Source organism: Dietzia sp. UCD-THP, assembly GCF_000349585.1.
Taxonomy (GTDB): Bacteria; Actinomycetota; Actinomycetes; order Mycobacteriales; family Mycobacteriaceae; genus Dietzia; species Dietzia natronolimnaea_A.
In genome coordinates this window covers 99,181-115,709 of sequence record NZ_KB714650.1, presented here as the reverse complement: position 1 = coordinate 115,709, position 16,529 = coordinate 99,181, and the positions used below count along the sequence as shown (strand labels likewise).

The following is a 16,529-nucleotide window of genomic DNA, read 5'->3' as shown; positions in this document are numbered from 1 at the left end:
CATGGCACGCACCCCGCTCATCGCCGGCAATTGGAAGATGAACCTCAACCACCTCGAGGCGATCGCCCTCGTCCAGAAGGTGGCCTTCGCCCTGCCCGAGAAGTACCTCGAGAAGGTGGAGGTGGCCTTCATCCCCCCGTTCACCGACATCCGCGGTGTCCAGATCGTAATCGAGGGGGACAAGCTCGGCTTCGCCTACGGTGCGCAGGACGTGTCGGTCCACGAGTCCGGTGCGTACACCGGTGAGATCTCGGCGGGGATGCTCGCGAAGCTGGGGTGCACCTACGTCGTGGTCGGACACTCCGAGCGGCGCGAGTACCACTCCGAGACCGACGAGATGGTGGCCGCCAAAGCCGCGGCGTGCCACAAGCAAGGCCTGAGCCCGATCGTCTGCGTGGGGGAGAAGCTGGAGATTCGGGAGGCCGGCGACCATGTCGGCGTGGTCGTGGAACAGCTCAAGGGGTCTCTCGCCGGCCTGAGCACCGAGCAGCTCGCCTCCACCGTCATCGCCTACGAGCCCGTGTGGGCCATCGGGACGGGCAAGACCGCCTCCGCCGCGGACGCGCAGGAGGTCTGCGCCGCCATCCGCGAGGCACTGGCCGAGCTGTCCGATCCCGGGACCGCGGATCAGATGCGGGTGCTCTACGGCGGCAGCGTCAACGCCTCCACCGTCGGTGAACTCCTCGAGCAGCCCGACGTCGACGGCGGTCTCGTGGGCGGGTCGTCGCTCAAGCCCGACGAGTTCGCCCAGCTGTCCGCCATCGCCGCAGGCGGCCCGCTGCCCTGAGCCCGGCGGCGCGCCTGGATTCACCCTGGAGATCCCACCGGGTAGTCTGGACCAGTCGTCCTCCGACCACCCGACCCGACGTAAGGCCCGATCCGCACATGAAGCTCGCCCTGGACATCTTCCTCCTCGCCACCAGCCTGTTGTTGATGCTGTTCATCCTGCTGCATCGCGGTAAGGGGGGCGGACTGTCCTCGCTGTTCGGCGGCGGGGTCCAGTCGAGCCTCTCCGGGTCGAGCGTGGTGGAGCGCAATCTCGACCGCGTGACCGTGGTCGTCGCCATCCTCTGGCTCATCGCGATCGTCGCGGTCGGTCTCCTGGTCCGTTTCGGCTGACATCCGGGCCCTGCGCCACGCGGCGCGGCCACACGGGGTGCGCTCCTCCGCGAGGAGGAGCGCACCCCGTCGTCGTCGAGCCCCGGGGATCAGTCCAGGGCCGATGCCGCGCCCTCGTCCAGGTGATAGGTCGTGGATTCGACACCCACCGCGCCGGCCACCGGCCAGTCCGAGGGCGACGCACCGCCGAGCCCCTCGGCGACGGCCTCCGCCTTGCCCTCTCCCGCGGCGATCACCAGCACGTGCCGCGAACGGCGAACCGCGGGGAGGGTGAAGGTCAGCCGCTCGGGAGGAGGCTTGGGGCAGTCCCGGACCCCGACGACCAGCCGCTCCGTCTCGGCGACCGCGGGGGTGTGCGGGAAGATCGAATCGACGTGGCCCTCCGGACCCATTCCCAGAATGGTCACGTCGAAGATCGGCTGCTCGCCGTCAGGGACGTCGAGTGCCTCGAGGAAGCTGGCCGCGGCGGCGTCGACATCGTCTTCCCGGGCGGTCCGTGCGGGCCAGCGGTGCACCGTCGGACGGTCTCCCAGTGAGTCGAGCAGGGCCTCGTCCAGCTGGCCGTCGTTGCGTTCCGGGTGGTCGGCGGCAACGAAGCGTTCGTCCCCGAAGTAGATCGTGACCCGATCCCAGTCCACGGTCTCCCCGGCGAGGGCGGCCGCGGTCTTGATCCCGACCGACCCCCCTGTGAGGGACAGGGTGGCCCGGCCGGCGGCGGCGATCCGCGCCGAGAGAAGCTCCGCGGCGGCCCGGGCCGCCGCCGAGGCCAGCGCCTCTGAATCGGTGTGGACAACGTGGCTGAGGTTCGTCATCGGTTCTCCTGGTCTCGTGATTCTCGGTGCTGGTCCCCGGGCGTCCCCGCTCAGCGCACGGATGCCGAGGTGTAGATCACCCGGTCGTGGCTCGCCAGGGCGTCGGCGTACACACCGTCGGTGTCCATGCGGCGGAGCTCCTCGGCGAGGCAGTCCGCCACGCTCCGCTTGACCAGTGTCACCCGCGTGGGAGTCTGGCCGGTGATCCGCAGCTCCGCGGAGGTGGGGCTCACCTGCTCGATGACGATCGATCCGGAGGCGCGCTCCAGGACCACCATGCGCGGCCCCACCGCGCGGTGGACGTCGATCCCCAGACGGGAGGCGAGCCACCCGCCTGCGAGGTCCACGGAGGCGGCCCGTTCGGGCCCACACACCGTGGCGCCGGTGATCGTCTCGAACGGGGGGCGGTCCAGGGTCGCGGCCAGGAGCGAGCGCCAGTGCGTCACCCTGGCCCAGGCCAGATCGGTGTCACCCGGAACGTAGCCGGCCGCCCGCTTGGCCAGCGCGTCCGTCGGGTGACCCTCGGCATCGGAGTCGACGATCCGCCGCCGTGCCAGACGGCCGACCTTGTCCTCCGCCAACAGTGTCGGCGAATGCCTGGGCCACCACACCGCGAGCGGGGTGTCGGGCAGGAGCAGCGGGGTGACCAACGAGGCCGACTGCGACGCCATCGCCCCCGATGTCCGCAGCACCACGACCTCGGCCGCCCCCGCATCGCCTCCGACACGGATCTGACCGTCGAGCCGGTCCGCCCTGGCGCGGTTGCCACGGATCACGACGATCACACGACAGGGGTGCTCGCGGCTGGCGTCGTTGGCGGCCTCGATCGCGGATTCGCTGCCGCCGACATGATCGGTGAGGACGATGAGCGTGAGCACCCGGCCGATCGTGCTCAGTCCCGCGTCCTCGCGGATCTGCACGAGCTTCTTGGATATCTCGCGGGTCGAGGTGTCGGGCAGGTCGATGATCACGGTCGCCTCCATGCGCGGCCACTGCGGGCCAGGATCTCGTCGGCACCACGCGGGCCCCACGTCCCGGCCTGGTACTTCTCCGGGGTACCCCCGGCAGCCCATGCGTCGAGGACGGGATCGAGCAGCATCCAACTCAACTCCACCTCCCGCGAGACCGGGAAGAGCGACGGCTCGCCGAGTAGGACGTCCAGGATCAGCCGCTCGTAGGCCTCGGGGGACGACTCGGTGAACGCCTCGCCGTAGGCGAAGTCCATGTTGACGTCGCGGACCTCCATCGCCGTCCCGGGCACCTTGGACCCGAAGCGCAATGTCACGCCCTCGTCCGGCTGCACCCGGATCACCAGGGCGTTCTGACCCAATTCCTGGGTCATCGTCGCGTCGAAGGGCAGGTGCGGCGCACGGCGGAAGACCACCGCGATCTCGGTCACGCGACGGCCCAGCCGCTTGCCGGTGCGCAGGTAGAACGGGACCCCGGCCCAGCGCCTGTTGTGGACCTCGAGGGTGATCGCGGCGTAGGTCTCGGTGGTCGAGGACGGATCGTAACCGTCCTCGTCGTTGAGCCCCACCACCTGCTCGGACCCCTGCCAACCACCGGAGTACTGGCCCCGGGCCGCGGTCTCGGAGATCGGGAGCGCGAGTGAGGTGGACTCGAGGACCTTGGTCTTCTCCGCCCGTAGTGCGGCGGCGGAGAAGTCCGTGGGTTCCTCCATGGCCACCAGTGCCATGAGCTGGATGAGGTGGTTCTGGATGACGTCGCGTGCCGCCCCGATCCCGTCGTAGTACCCGGCCCGGCCGCCCAGGCCGATGTCCTCGGCCATAGTGATCTGGACGTGGTCGACGTGATTGGCGTTCCACACCGGTTCGAAGAGCTGGTTGGCGAAGCGCAGTGCGAGGATGTTCTGGACCGTCTCCTTGCCCAGGTAGTGATCGATGCGGAACACCGAGTCCTCGGGGAAGACGGCGCCCACCACCGCGTTGAGCTCGCGAGCACTCGCCAGATCGTGGCCGAAGGGCTTCTCGATCACCACCCGGCGCCATGACCCGTCGGCCGACCTGGTGCACCCGGTGCGGTCGAGGTGCCGACAGACCGTGGGGAAGTCGTCAGGGGGGACGGACAGGTAGAACGCGTAGTTCCCGGCCGTGCCCCGTTCTGACTCCAGGGCGGTCAGCTGCTGCGCAAGGTGATCGAAGCCCTCGTCGTCGTCGAAGGTCCCGGTGACGAACCGCAGTCCCGCTGCCAGTTGCTCCCACACGTCCTCACGGAACGGGGTACGGCACCGCTCACGCGCGTGGTCTCGGGCGAATTCGGCGAACTCGGCGTGGGTCCAGCGACGTCGACCGAAGCCGATGAGACAGAATCCCGGCGGGAGCAGACCCCGGTTCGCGAGGTCGTAGACGGCGGGGATGAGCTTCTTCTTGGAGAGATCACCCGTGACCCCGAAGATCACGAGACCGGACGGGCCGGCGATCCGGGGCAGGCGGCGATCCCGAGGATCGCGGAGCGGGTTGGCCGACCCCTCCGGCCCGCCGACGGTGTCGCCGACGGTGGGGGAGGACCGACCGGCCGGTTCGGTCACGACCCCGAGGGGATCTCGTCGATCCGCGCGGTGACCGTGGAGATCAGGTCGTCCCACGCGCTGACGAACTTGCTCACGCCCTGCCGCTCGAGCAACGAGAAGACCTCGTCGAGGTCGATCCCCTCCGCGCGGAGCGCCTCGAGGGTCTCCCGGGAGGCCTCGCCGGTGCCTCGCACCGTGTCACCCTGCAGCTGACCATGGTCGGCGAACGCCTCCATCGTCGCGAAGGGCATCGTGTTGACGGTGCCGTGGGTGACCAGGCCGCTGATGTAGAGGGTGTCCGGGTAGGCCGGATCCTTGACCCCGGTGGACGCCCAGAGCAACCGCTGGGGGTGGGCACCCCGCGCGGCCAGATCACCGAAGCGGCCGGTGGTGTCGTAGACCTCGTCGTACACGTCCTGACACAACCGCGCGTTGGCGAGTCCCGCCCTGCCCCGCAGGGCGGAGTCGCCGGGAAGGCGGGAGTCGATCTCGGTGTCGAGGCGGCTGACGAACACCGAGGCCACCGAGTGGATGCGGGACAGATCGTGACCGGCGTCGGCTGCTCTCTCCAGTCCCGAGAGGTACGCCTCCGCGACCGCGCGGTACTGCTCGGCCGAGAAGATGAGGGTCACGTTGACATCGATCCCGCGCCCGATCACCTCCGTGATCGCGGGCAACCCCGCCGTGGTGGCCGGGATCTTGATCATGAGGTTGGGCCGGTCGACCACGTCCGAGAGCTCGACGGCCTGGGCCACCGTGCCCTCGGTGTCCTCCGCCAGCCGGGGATCGACCTCCAGCGAGACGCGTCCGTCGACCCCGTCGGTGGCCTCGAACACGCCGGCCAGGAGGTCGCAGGCGTCCCTCACGTCGGCCGTGGTGAGCGAGCGCACCACCGAATCGACGTCCCTGTCCGCGCGGACCGCCTCGGTGAGCGCGGACTCGTAGGCCGAGGAGTCGGCCAGCGCGGCCTGGAAGATCGCGGGATTGGTGGTGACTCCCACGACCGAATAGGTCGACATCCGCTCCTCGAGTTCCCCGGAGGTGAGCAGCTGGCGTGACAGATCGTCCAGCCAGACCGAGACGCCGGCGGCGCTCAGTGCGGCGAGATTCGCGTTGGTCATGATGACTCCCCGGTGACGGCCGCGAGGGATTCGCGGGCGGCGGTGACCACGGCGTCGGCGGTGATCCCGAATTCGGTGTACAAGGTCTGGTAGGGGGCGGAGGCGCCGAAGTGTTCCAACGACACCGCCCGGCCCGCGTCGCCGAGGAAGCGGTACCACGGCATCGAGATCCCGGCTTCCACACTCACCCGGGCGCGGACCGACCGGGGGAGGACCGACTCGCGGTACTCCGGGTCCTGCTGGTCGAAGAACTCGATGCACGGCATGGACACGACCCGGGTCGCAACGCCCTCCGCCTCGAGAACCTCGCGTGCCTCGACCGCCAGGTGCACCTCGGACCCGGTGCCCATCAGGATGACCTCGGGGGACCCGGTCGACGCCTCGGCGATCACGTAACCGCCGCGTTCGACGCCCTCCCGGGCCGACTCGGCCGTGCCCTCGAGGACGGGGATGTCCTGCCGGGTCAGGCAGAGCCCCTTGGGGCCGTCGAGAGCGACGAGCATCGCGCGCCACGCGGCCGCCGTCTCATTGGCGTCCGCCGGCCGCAGGACGGCCAACCCGGGGATGGCCCGCAGTGCCGCGAGTTGCTCGACCGGCTGGTGGGTGGGGCCGTCCTCGCCCAGACCGATCGAATCGTGGGTCCAGACGTAGTAGGCATTGCTGCCCTGGAGCGCGGCGAGCCGGACGGCCGGACGCATGTACTCGCTGAAGATGAGGAAGGTCCCGCCGTAGGGCCGGGTCGGGCCGTGCAGGGCGATCCCGTTGAGGATCGCGCCCATGGCGTGTTCGCGGACGCCGAAGTGGAGGTTGCGACCGTATGGGGACGCCGTCCACGTCCCGGTGGAGATCGACGGTGGACCGAAGGAGTCGGCCCCCTCGATCTGGGTGTTGTTGGAGCCAGCCAGGTCGGCTGATCCGCCCCACAGCTCCGGGAGGGTCCCGGCGAGCGCCTGGATGGCCTTGGCTGACGCCTTACGGGTGGCGACACCCTTGGGGTCGGCCTCCCACCTCGGGAGGTCGGCGTCCCACCCCTCGGGCAGCTGGCCGGAGTAGAGCCTGTCGAAGAGGTCCTTCGCACCGGGGTTCGCCTCAGCCCACTCGTGGAACATGTCGCTCCACTGCGCGTGGACGCGGGCGCCACGGTCGCGCGCCGCGCGGGTGTGGGCGATCACCTCGTCGTCGACGGTGAACGGCTCGGTGCCGCCCATGCCGAGGGCCTCCTTGACCGCGTCCACCTCCGCCTGTCCGAGGGCCGAACCGTGCGAGGCCCCGGTATTCATCTTGGTGGGGGCGGGGTAGGCGATCACCGTGCGCAGGACGATGATCGACGGCTTGTCGGTGACCGCGCGCGCGTCGGCGATGGCGTCCTCGATGGCCTCGATGTCCTCACCCCCGTGGACCGTCTGGACGTGCCAGCCGTATGCCTCGTAGCGGGCGGCCACGTCCTCGGTGAAGGCGATCTGGGTGTCGTCCTCGATCGAGATCTTGTTGTCGTCGTAGATCGCGATGAGGTTCCCGAGCTGCTGGGTCCCCGCCAACGAGCAGGCCTCGGCGGTCACACCTTCCTGGACGTCGCCGTCCGAGGCGATCACGTAGACGAAGTGGTCGAACGGGCTCTTGCCGGCCGGGGCGTCAGGGTCGAACAGGCCCCGCTCGTACCGGGCGGCCATGGCCATCCCCACGGCGGAGGCCAGCCCCTGTCCGAGCGGCCCGGTGGTGATCTCCACCCCGTCGGTGTGGTTCCACTCGGGATGCCCCGGGGTCTTGGAGCCCCAGGTGCGCAGCGCCTTGAGATCCTCGAGCTCCAGGCCGAAGCCGGCGAGGTACAGCTGGATGTACTGGGTGAGCGACGTGTGGCCACAGGACAGGACGAAGCGGTCCCGCCCCACCCACTTCGGGTCCGACGGGTCGTGGCGCATCACCCGCTGGTAGAGCGTGTAGGCCAGGGGCGCCAGGCTCATGGCGGTGCCCGGGTGACCGCTACCGCAGTTCTGCACGGCCTCGGCGGCCAGGACGCGCGCGGTGTCGACCGCACGGGTGTCCAGTTCGGTCCAGTCCGACGGGTGGCGGGCGGTGGTGAGCTCGGTGATCTCCGACGCGCTGGTCACTTGTGGTTCTCCCGGGTCGAGGGTGCGGCGCGGATCCGCGCGGATGTCGTGGACCACCTTAGTGGTCACCGTCGCCCGGGGTCGGGCGGTCCCCGCCCCCGCTCTTTCGCGGAGCGTGCAGGGGGGACGTAGTATCGGCCGGGTAGTGCGTTGACATCTGCTGCGAGGAGTTCCGGTGCACGATTCCACCCCGACCCGGAGTGGGGGGCCGTCCGTCTCCCCTCCAGAGTCCTCGGGGCGGCCGGCTCCGGCGAGCGGGAGCGCCCGCGCAGCCGATGTGGTGATGTCGTACATCGCCCTCACCAAACCGCGCGTCATCGAGTTGCTCCTGGTCGCCGCCATCCCCGCGATGCTGCAGGCCGACCGCGGGCAGGTCCACCTGGGACTGGTGCTGCTGACGCTGGTCGGCGGTTGGCTGGGTGCCGCCAGCGCCAACACCCTCAACATGGTGGTCGACGCCGACATCGACAAGGTCATGAAGCGGACCGAGCGGCGCCCCCTGGCCCGCCACGCCGTGACACCGCGAGCCGCGTTGGTCTTCGGTCTGGTGCTCGGCGCGTCCAGCATGCTCTGGTTGGGTCTCCTGGCGCAGAGCTGGCTGGCGGCCGCGTTCATCCTGGCCACGATCTGCTTCTACGTCTTCGTCTACACGATGATCCTCAAGCGACGCACCGCCCAGAACGTGGTGTGGGGTGGCGCCGCCGGATGCATGCCCGTACTCGTGTCCTGGGCGGTCATCACCGATCACCTCCCCGAGGGCCAGCCGCACAACTGGTGGCAGGCGATCGTCCTGTTCCTCATCATCTTCTTCTGGACGCCGCCCCACACCTGGGCTCTCGCGATGCGGTACAAGGAGGACTACAAGGCGGCCGGTGTGCCGATGCTGCCCGTGGTGATGTCGGCTGAAGGCGTCACCCGCCGGATCACCCTCTACACCTGGGCCACCGTTCTGTGCACTTTCGCACTCATCCCCGCGGCGGGGTGGATCTACGCGGTGGGCGCGGTCGGCTTCGGAGTGTGGTTCATCGTCATGGCGCACCGCCTCGAGGCCGGTGTGCGCAGAGGTGTCGAGGTCAAACCCCTCAAGCTCTTCATCCTCTCGAACAACTACCTGGCCGCGGTCTTCGTTGCCCTGTCCATCGACGCGGTTCTCGGCCTCGAGACCCTGTCGGGGGCGTTGGCCCTGTTCTGACCCTTACCGGGAGGGGTCGAGTGTGATCGACCCAGTGGTGCGCCGGGCCTGAAGGGCACGGTGCGCCTGCGCCGCATCGGTGAGCCCGAAGGTCGCACCGACGTCGAGGACGAGCGAACCGCCCACCAGACCTTCCATCACCTCCGCAGCACGTTCGCGGTACTCCTCCGTGGTCGCGATGAAGTCGCCGAGCGTGGGACGGGTCAGGAACACCGAGCCGGCCGCATTGAGTCGCTGCGGATCCACCGGCGGTACGGGACCGCTCGCGGCGCCGAACAGGACCAGGGTCCCGCGTCGCGCGAGTGACGCCAGACTCGTGTCGAAGGTGTCCCGCCCGACCCCGTCGAACACCACCTCCACACCACCGCCGGACAGTTCGCGGATCCGATCGGGCGTGGCCTCCGGATAGAGCAGCACCTGATGTGCACCCAGGTCCCTGCATATCCGGGCTTTCGACTCCGTCGAGGTCGTGGTGATCACCCGGTAACCCCGCGCCACCGCCATCTGGATGAGGAGCTGACCCACACCTCCGGCGCCGGCGGTGATCAACACGGTGTCCCCTCCATGCGCGCGATGGGTGTCGGTGATCAGGTAATGGGCGGTGAGCCCCTGGAGGAGCATCGACGCGGCGACACCATCGGGCACCTCCTCGGGGACAGTGACCAGCGCCTCGGCCGGAGCCACCACGTACTGGGCGTAGGAACCGGGGATCTGACACCAGGCCACCAGGTCCCCGGCCACGATGTCGGGCGTGCCCTCGCCGACCGACTCGACGATCCCGGCTCCCTCGCTTCCCGGGATGTACGGCAACGCGGACTGGTAGACGCCCTCCCGGAAGTAGGTGTCGATGAAGTTGACGCCGATGGCCGTGGTCCGGACGAGGACCTCGCCGGGACCCGGCGAGGGCGTCTCGACCTCGGCCGGCCGAAGGACGTCGGGGCCACCGTGTTCTGAGATCCGGATCGCACGCATGCTCCCAGTATCCGGGACGACCGGGGGCGGCGCAGCCCGGATATCGCCGAGCCATATGGCAGCTCCCCGGGAGCGGCAGGCGGTCGCGGGAACCGGAGGCGATAAGGTACCACCATGAGCCTGCAGATCCTTTCCCAGTACGCCGGGGGACCGCGAGCCCGGGCGACCGGTCGGTCCGCCGTCACCATCGGTGGGTCCGGTGCCGTCTCGGAACCCGATCAGGCACCCGCCGCCGTCGACGAGATAGCCGATCAGGCACCCGCCGCGGCCGACGAGGCACCCGCCGCCGACGAGGCACCCGCGGCCGACGAGGCTGTCGCCGGGGAAGAAGCCGCAGCACAGTCCGAGGATGCACCGGCAGAGGACGCCACAGCGCAGGAGGCCGCCGCCAGCTCGTCGCCGGCCGGGTCGGCGCCCTCCGGCACTGCTCCCGCCGAAGCAGCCGCGACTCCCTCCGTCGGATTGAGCCTGGGACGCCGCGCCCCCAAGGCCCCGGGAGGCGGCGCATCGTCCCTGCACGGATCTCGGATCAAGGAGATCGAGGGCAGCGGGACTCCTGCCCCTGCGAGCTCGCCCACGTCCGCCGCACCCGAGCCCGCAGCCGCGTCCGAGGCGGGCGCCTCCGACTCCGCGGATGACCAGGCGAATACCCCGGTCACAGAGTCCACCAACTCGGAGCCCACTAGCTCGGAACCCACTGCCTCGGAGCCCGCGGCCGAGGGCGGCCCCGCCGCACCCGCCGGTGGCGGCCTGACGCTCGGTGGCCGCACGACGGCCAAGGCCCCGGGTGGAAAGTCCGCCGGCTCACTGGTCCTGGGCGGCGGCGCGGGTGCCGCGGCCGCCTCCGCCGCATCCAAGGCCGCGACGTCGAGCGAGCCCGCCACCACGCAGGCCCCCGACGCCGCCGCGCCAGCCGGCGACAAGACAGATGCGGTCAAGGCCGAAGAGGTCAAGGCCGCTGGCGCGGCTGAGACGACCGAGGAGGCAGCGGCGAGCACCGATCAGGCGCCGGCGGCCAAGAAGTCCGGCGGGCTCACCCTCGGCGGCGGTTCGGGCGCCAAGGCCCCCGGCGGCGGCAAGCAGGGTGGACTCACGCTCGGTGGCGGATCCAAGGCCAAGGCCCCCGGGGGCGGGTCCGCGGGCCTGACCCTGGGTGGCGGATCCGAAGCTCCCTCAGCGGACACGACCGAGGCCCCCGCGACGAAATCCGCCGCTGCCGAGGCACCCGAGGAGACCACGGCGCCCTCCGCCGCCTCACGACCCGCCGACGCCCCGGCCGCGTCTCAGCCGGTCGCCACACCCCCGGCGGACGAGCCGGCTCCCGACGACAAGTCCCCCGAGGCGGCCGCTGCGCAGAAGGCGTCGGCGGAGAAGATCGATCCGATCACGGTCGAGAAGGTCCCCGCAGGACCCACCCCGCCCCCCGCGGCCGTGAAGTTCGTGGAGAAGTTCCTCGCCCGACACGGCGGCAAGGCCGACCTGGTCCTCCAGCCCACCGGCCGGACGGGCGTCCGCCTGACGTTCGTGGGCGCCGACGGCGTCATGGACGACTACATGGTCGACACCCTGGCCGAGGCCGAGGCGGTACGGGACGGGGTCCCCGGGCTGACCGGGTCGGACTGGACGCGCGAGCTGGTCTCGCACACCGATGTGCCCGCCGGCCACTGGAAGCGGATGGCCGGTTCCGGATCCCTGCTCTGACGCCCCGGTAAGACGACAAGGCTCCGATAGGACGAGAACGGCCCCGCCCGGGGCGGGGCCGTTCTCCGTGTGATCGTGTCCGCGGGTGCGAGCCCGCCTCTCGGGCGGGCTACGCGGCCCGTGCGCTCGCGACCGCGGGTTCCCGGATGACGGCCGAGGCCCAGAGGGCTCCGGTCACGGCGGTGATCGCCCCGGCCAGCGTCACGTGCAGCACCACCAGCATCTCCGGCACACCCAGCTGATACTGGGTGATCCCCACGACCGCCTGCGCCGCGATCAGGGCGATCAGGATCAGGCAACGCCGGATCGCCGGTCCCTCCGCACGCAGTGCGAGGAGGCCGAACGCGAGGCCGATGAGCAGGCAGACGTACCCGACCATCAGTTCCGCGTGGAAGTGGACCAGCCACTGGATCGGCATCTGGAGACGGTCCGCGGCCCCGATCCGGGCGTCACCGGCGTGGGGGCCCGCTCCGGTGACCATGGTGCCGGTCACCAACACCCCGGCCAGGAGCACGGCGGAGAGCACGATGAGCCAGGACAGCGGTGGGGGCAGGACGCGGCGGGCGGGGGAGTCGTCGGACTCACCGACCCGCACGAACAGGACGGCCGCGAGCCAGGCCAGGATCATGGACGGCAGCAGGTGGAGCGCGACGGTCCACCACACCAGGCCCGCCAGGACGGTGATGCCTCCGATCACCGCCTGCGCCACGATCCCCGCGGGCATGGCGAGGGCGAGCCAGATGAGCTCGCTGCGTCGCCCCGCGCGGAGCAGCGCGAGCAGCAGCGCGGCGGCCACCGCGACCAACACGAAGGTGAGCAGCCTGTTCCCGAACTCGATGGCCTGGTGCAGCGCGGGGCCCGCCCCGGCGACGGGGACAAAGCTGTCCTGATTGCACCGTGGCCACGTCTCGCAGCCCAGACCCGACGCGGTCACCCGGACGGTCACCCCGGTGGTCATGATGCCGATCTGGGCGAGCACGTTGGCCAGCGCGAGGCCCTTCTGCAGCCGGATCGACGGGAGCGGCAGCCGGGCCAGCGGCCCCCTCGGTCCGGGGGGTTCGCTCGTGGCCGGGCTGCCGGATTTCGGGGCGCGCGAAGTCGAGGTCACGCACCCGATTCTAGGCGGGCGCTCCGGGCAACCCGCGATCAGGTGAAGGAGAAGTGCCGCACGGCCAGACCGGCGCAGACCGCGGTCCACCCGGTCAGCACCACGGCCGCCAGGGCGGGGAACCCTCCCTCGATCGAGGTCACGAGCGCGCTGGTCAGGGCGTATGACGGCACGACGACGAGGATGTCGTGGAGCCAGCCGGGCAGCGTCGCCACCCCGATGGCCAGACCGGCCGCACCGATCAGGACGAACCAGATGAGATTGGCCAGCGCCAACACGATCTCGGCACGCAGAGTGCCCCCGAGCAGCAGCCCCATCGAGGAGAAGGCGACGGATCCGAGTGCGATCATCACCGCGCCCACCGCGAGGCCGGCGGCGCCGGGGCGCCACCCGAGCCCGGCCGCGATCACGCCGAGAAGGACGGCCTGGCCGGCGACCAGGATCAGTGTGGCCAGGATCTTGCCCCCGATGATGACGGCGGTCGGCAGAGGAGTACCACCGAGTCGTTTCAGGGCACCGTAGCGACGATCGAAGCCGACGGCGATGGCCTGGCCGGTGAACGCGGTACCCATGACGGAGAGTGTCAACACCGCGGTGATCGCGTAGTCGATCCTCGGCTGCGGGATCGAGCCGAATTCGATCGCGGTGAGCGCGAACAGGACCGCGACGGGAATCACGAGGGCCACCAGGAGCTGCTCGCCGTTACGCAGGAAGAGCGTCAGCTCCATGCGGGTCTGCGACGCCGCCATCCGGGGGAGGGGGGCGGGTGCGGACGGTGGGGCGAACGTCCCCGGCGCGAAGCGGTTGGTTCCCGTGGGGGTGTCGGTCATCGCAGATCCCGTCCGGTCAGGTCGAGGAAGACCTCTTCGAGGCTCCTGGCGCGGGTGGCCAGGGAGGTGAGTTGGACTCCGGAGTCCTCCAGTGCCGCGCAGAGGCTGGTCATGAGTGCGGGGGACACCGGGCCGTGGACCTCGAGGATCCCGGCCGCGGCCCCCGCCGTCACCGTGTGGTCCGGTCCGAGGGCGCGGCTCAGAAGCGTCGGCGAGGCCTCGCCGTCGACGACCAGGGTCACGCCCTCGGAGGTCCCCGCCCGCGCGAGCTCGGTCGGCGTCCCGGCAGCCACTCGGCGACCGTGGTCGATGATCACCACCTCGTCGGCCAGGGCGGCGGCCTCGTCCATGAGGTGTGTTGTCAGCAGGACGGCTGCGCCGTCCCGACGCAGTGCCCGGACCAGGTCCCACACCGCCCGCCGGGACTGTGCGTCGAGTCCGGCGGTGGGCTCGTCGAGGAATACCAGTTCAGGTCGGCCGATCACCGCGATGGCGAGGGAGAGCCGCTGTTGCTGGCCACCGGACAGACGCCGGTAGGGGGTGGTGAGGTGATCGCTGAGTCCCAGCTCGTCGAGCAGCCAGTCCGGGTCGAGGGGGTCCGCGTAGTACGAGGCGACCAGACGGACCATCTCGCCGACACGCGCGGCGGGGTAGGCCCCGCCGCCCTGGAGCATCATCCCGATGCGACTGCGAACGCGCTGACGATCGGACACGGGGTCCAGACCCAGCACACGAAGGGTTCCGCCGTCCGGCCGCAGAAACCCTTCGCAGACCTCGACCGTGGTGGTCTTGCCGGCTCCGTTGGGACCGAGGAGCGCCATCACCTCACCGCGGTCGAGGCGAAGGTCCAGTCCTGCCACGGCGGTGGTCTGCCCGAACCTCTTGACGAGTCCCTCGACGAGTAGCGCGGGGGAGTCGGTGGGTGAGGTCACGGGAGCATTCTAGGTCGCTCCGACGACCGGAAGCGCAGCAGCCCCGGCCAGCGGAACATCGCGATCAGCAGTATCGACACCGCGACGACGGTGGCCACCCAGGCCTGGACGGTGACGAACGGCGGCAGGCCCGCACCCGGCGGGAGGGTGAAGCAGGCGAGCACGGCGCTGACCGCAACCACGGGAACCCGGAACCCCACCGTCGACGCCCACGCCGCAAGGGGCACCAGGGCCCACAGGACGTACCAGGGCTGCACCACGGGGAAGCACAGGACGATGGCGGCCATCGACACTCCGAGTCCGCCGACCGGATCGATCCGTCCCGCGGAGACCGCGAACAGCATCCGGATGGTGACCACGCCGGCGATCACGAGCGCCGCGGTCTGCACCATCACCAGGATCTGGGCCGTGTGGTCACCCAGCCCCAGGTACTGCCCGATCCCGCCGACGATCACACCCGTGGCGGTGGGTGGTGAGAGCCAACTCCGCAGCGACGTGGCCGCCCCGAGCTTCGTGATCCACCCGAGGCCGGAGGAGGTGGCGAGCATGGCCAGCCCGGTGGTGGCACCGCTGATCACGACCATCACCAGAGCGGCCCGCACGGTGGCGACGGCGCCGCCACCCCACCGTCGGGCGAGCGCCATCCCGACGAAGCCCAGAGCGACGACGGTGGGCAGTTTCACCAGCGCCGAACCGGTGACCAGGACGGTCCCGACGACGAAGAGCACGGTGGTCCGCGGCCCGGACTCGAGGGAGTCCACGGCGCGCAGGGCCAGGACGAGCCCGACGGCCAGCAGTCCCATCATGAGGGACTCGGAGTGGATCCCGGACACGAGATGGAATAGGACGAGGGGATTGGCAACCGCCAACCAGAGTGCCGCCACGTCCGACACGCCGCAGTATTCGGCCAGTCGTGGAACCGCCCACCCGAGCATGAGGATCCCGACGATCGCCACCACCCGGTGCAGGATCGTTCCGGCCACCACGTCGTCCCCCGTCAGGGCGTGGATCACCTTCTGCACCCCGAGGAACAGCGGACCGTACTGATTGGGGGTGTCCCGCCAGATGTCCGGGACGTTGACCGTCAACGCATGGGAGGTCCCGAGCGCCGACACGGGGCCCAGTTCGTACGGGTCGTCGAGGGTGTTGCCGATGGCGCCCTGGGCCAGGTAGCTGTAGACGTCCTTGCTGAACATGGGCGGGGCGAGGGCGAGCGGTAGGGCCCACGAGGCGATGATGCGGTCGAGCGTGGCGCGGTCGATCCGGCCGCTCAACCGTCCCCGGCGGTCCCTGCCCAGGACGTACGGGGCCAGCAGTAACCAGCACAGTGTCACGACCACCATCCCGGTCATCACCACCGTCATGGAGGACTGCTGCAACCTGAGCCACAGTCCGATCAACCGCTCGCCGGCGACGGGGTTCTGCAGTACGGGCAGCGCGCCCGCGCCGAGGGCGCCGACCGCCATGGCGACGGCGGCGGTGGTGCCGATCGTGCGGATCCGTCCGAGGCGGGCCAATTCCGCCGACGGTGGTGTCCCGGTGGATCGCTCCTCGGTGTGCAGCCGGGCGGTGACCGCTCCCGCGCCGCGGACCGGGAATCTGGGTGCCACTGGCCTCAGCCTCTCTCCGCGGTGGGTGTAGGAGGACGGCGTCCGGCCGACAATGCCGGGCTCGCGGGGGTGGGAATATTTCCGTCACGAAGGTGTTGCGTAATATGACGTGGTACGTCCCGGACGGGGCGCACCGAGCATAGCCGGAAGGGAGAGTCAGTTGAGCGTGCAGCACGTCTACGAGAACAGCACGCGACCCGACACCCGCTCGGCCGTCCGTGAACTCCTGCTGGAACGAGGAGCTCTCACCGCCGCCGAGATCGGGCAGGAGCTCGGGTTGACGGCGGCAGCCGTCCGCCGCCATCTGGATCACCTGGTCGAGTCCGGACAGGTCGAGGCCACCCGGACCCGCCCGGCGGGCACCCGTGGGCGCCCGGCCAAGGCCTTCCGGGTCACCGCGAGGGGCCGCAGTTCGGCTCAGCACGGGTACGACCACCTCGCGGTGGAGGCCCTGTCGGCCCTGCGGCGCATCGGCGGGGCCACCGCCGTGGCGT

The 16,529-nt window shown here is 70.5% G+C and carries 15 protein-coding genes; 5 read left to right on the top strand and 10 right to left on the bottom strand.

Features of this window, described 5'->3' with window-relative positions; all coding sequences use genetic code 11:
* Position 1 precedes the first annotated feature (1 nt).
* Positions 2–787, top strand: coding sequence for a triose-phosphate isomerase (tpiA, locus tag H483_RS29055; RefSeq protein WP_017836821.1), 786 nt, complete (start codon positions 2–4; stop codon positions 785–787).
* Between the two features lie 98 nt (positions 788–885).
* Positions 886–1,119, top strand: coding sequence for a preprotein translocase subunit SecG (gene secG / locus H483_RS29050; RefSeq protein ID WP_017836820.1), 234 nt, complete (start codon positions 886–888; stop codon positions 1,117–1,119).
* 89 nt (positions 1,120–1,208) lie between these two features.
* Here the strand turns inward: secG and pgl are convergent, their stop codons facing one another.
* From pgl to tkt, 5 genes are read right to left on the bottom strand one after another with little or no spacing between them, the layout of a single operon-like run.
* Positions 1,209–1,931, bottom strand: coding sequence for a 6-phosphogluconolactonase (gene pgl / locus H483_RS29045; RefSeq protein ID WP_017836819.1), 723 nt, complete (start codon positions 1,929–1,931; stop codon positions 1,209–1,211).
* A gap of 50 nt (positions 1,932–1,981) precedes the next feature.
* A complete protein-coding gene (locus H483_RS29040; protein WP_371204317.1) occupies positions 1,982–2,902 on the bottom strand; it encodes a glucose-6-phosphate dehydrogenase assembly protein OpcA in 921 nt (306 codons plus the stop codon).
* A complete protein-coding gene (zwf, locus tag H483_RS29035) occupies positions 2,899–4,479 on the bottom strand; it encodes a glucose-6-phosphate dehydrogenase (RefSeq protein WP_017836817.1) in 1,581 nt (526 codons plus the stop codon). Before zwf ends, H483_RS29040 begins: the two co-directional genes overlap by 4 nt.
* Positions 4,476–5,582, bottom strand: a complete 1,107-nt coding sequence (tal, locus tag H483_RS29030; protein WP_017836816.1) for a transaldolase — start codon at positions 5,580–5,582, stop codon at positions 4,476–4,478. Before tal ends, zwf begins: the two co-directional genes overlap by 4 nt.
* Positions 5,579–7,690, bottom strand: a complete 2,112-nt coding sequence (gene tkt / locus H483_RS29025) for a transketolase (RefSeq protein WP_031264866.1) — start codon at positions 7,688–7,690, stop codon at positions 5,579–5,581. Before tkt ends, tal begins: the two co-directional genes overlap by 4 nt.
* Positions 7,691–7,850: 160 nt before the next feature.
* Between tkt and H483_RS29020 the strand changes: the two genes are divergently transcribed.
* Positions 7,851–8,882, top strand: coding sequence for a heme o synthase (locus tag H483_RS29020; RefSeq protein WP_371204449.1), 1,032 nt, complete (start codon positions 7,851–7,853; stop codon positions 8,880–8,882).
* A 3-nt stretch (positions 8,883–8,885) separates the two neighbouring features.
* On the opposite strand, the gene H483_RS29015 is transcribed toward H483_RS29020, so the two are convergent.
* Positions 8,886–9,854 (bottom strand): quinone oxidoreductase, encoded by a 969-nt coding sequence (locus H483_RS29015; protein WP_017836813.1) that lies wholly within the window; start codon positions 9,852–9,854, stop codon positions 8,886–8,888.
* Positions 9,855–9,968: 114 nt separating this feature from the next.
* On the opposite strand from H483_RS29015, the gene H483_RS40105 reads away from it, so the two are divergent.
* The gene (locus tag H483_RS40105) at positions 9,969–11,555 is read left to right on the top strand and encodes a hypothetical protein (RefSeq protein WP_017836812.1); all 1,587 of its coding nucleotides are present in this window, start codon (positions 9,969–9,971) and stop codon (positions 11,553–11,555) included.
* A 109-nt stretch (positions 11,556–11,664) separates the two neighbouring features.
* On the opposite strand, the gene H483_RS29005 is transcribed toward H483_RS40105, so the two are convergent.
* The 4 genes from H483_RS29005 to mptB are packed head-to-tail and all read right to left on the bottom strand — an operon-like array spanning position 11,665 to position 16,035.
* A complete protein-coding gene (locus tag H483_RS29005) occupies positions 11,665–12,663 on the bottom strand; it encodes a heme A synthase (protein ID WP_017836811.1) in 999 nt (332 codons plus the stop codon).
* A gap of 38 nt (positions 12,664–12,701) precedes the next feature.
* Positions 12,702–13,493: an ABC transporter permease gene (locus H483_RS29000; RefSeq protein ID WP_017836810.1), complete on the bottom strand. Its 792-nt coding sequence runs from the start codon at positions 13,491–13,493 to the stop codon at positions 12,702–12,704.
* Positions 13,490–14,425, bottom strand: a complete 936-nt coding sequence (locus H483_RS28995; protein WP_017836809.1) for an ABC transporter ATP-binding protein — start codon at positions 14,423–14,425, stop codon at positions 13,490–13,492. The genes H483_RS29000 and H483_RS28995 overlap by 4 nt, the downstream gene beginning before the upstream one ends.
* Positions 14,422–16,035, bottom strand: a complete 1,614-nt coding sequence (gene mptB, locus H483_RS28990; RefSeq protein ID WP_017836808.1) for a polyprenol phosphomannose-dependent alpha 1,6 mannosyltransferase MptB — start codon at positions 16,033–16,035, stop codon at positions 14,422–14,424. Before mptB ends, H483_RS28995 begins: the two co-directional genes overlap by 4 nt.
* 166 nt (positions 16,036–16,201) lie before the next feature.
* Here mptB and H483_RS28985 point away from each other — a divergent pair.
* On the top strand, positions 16,202–16,529 hold a 328-nt coding region (locus tag H483_RS28985), incomplete at its 3' end, for a metalloregulator ArsR/SmtB family transcription factor (protein ID WP_017836807.1).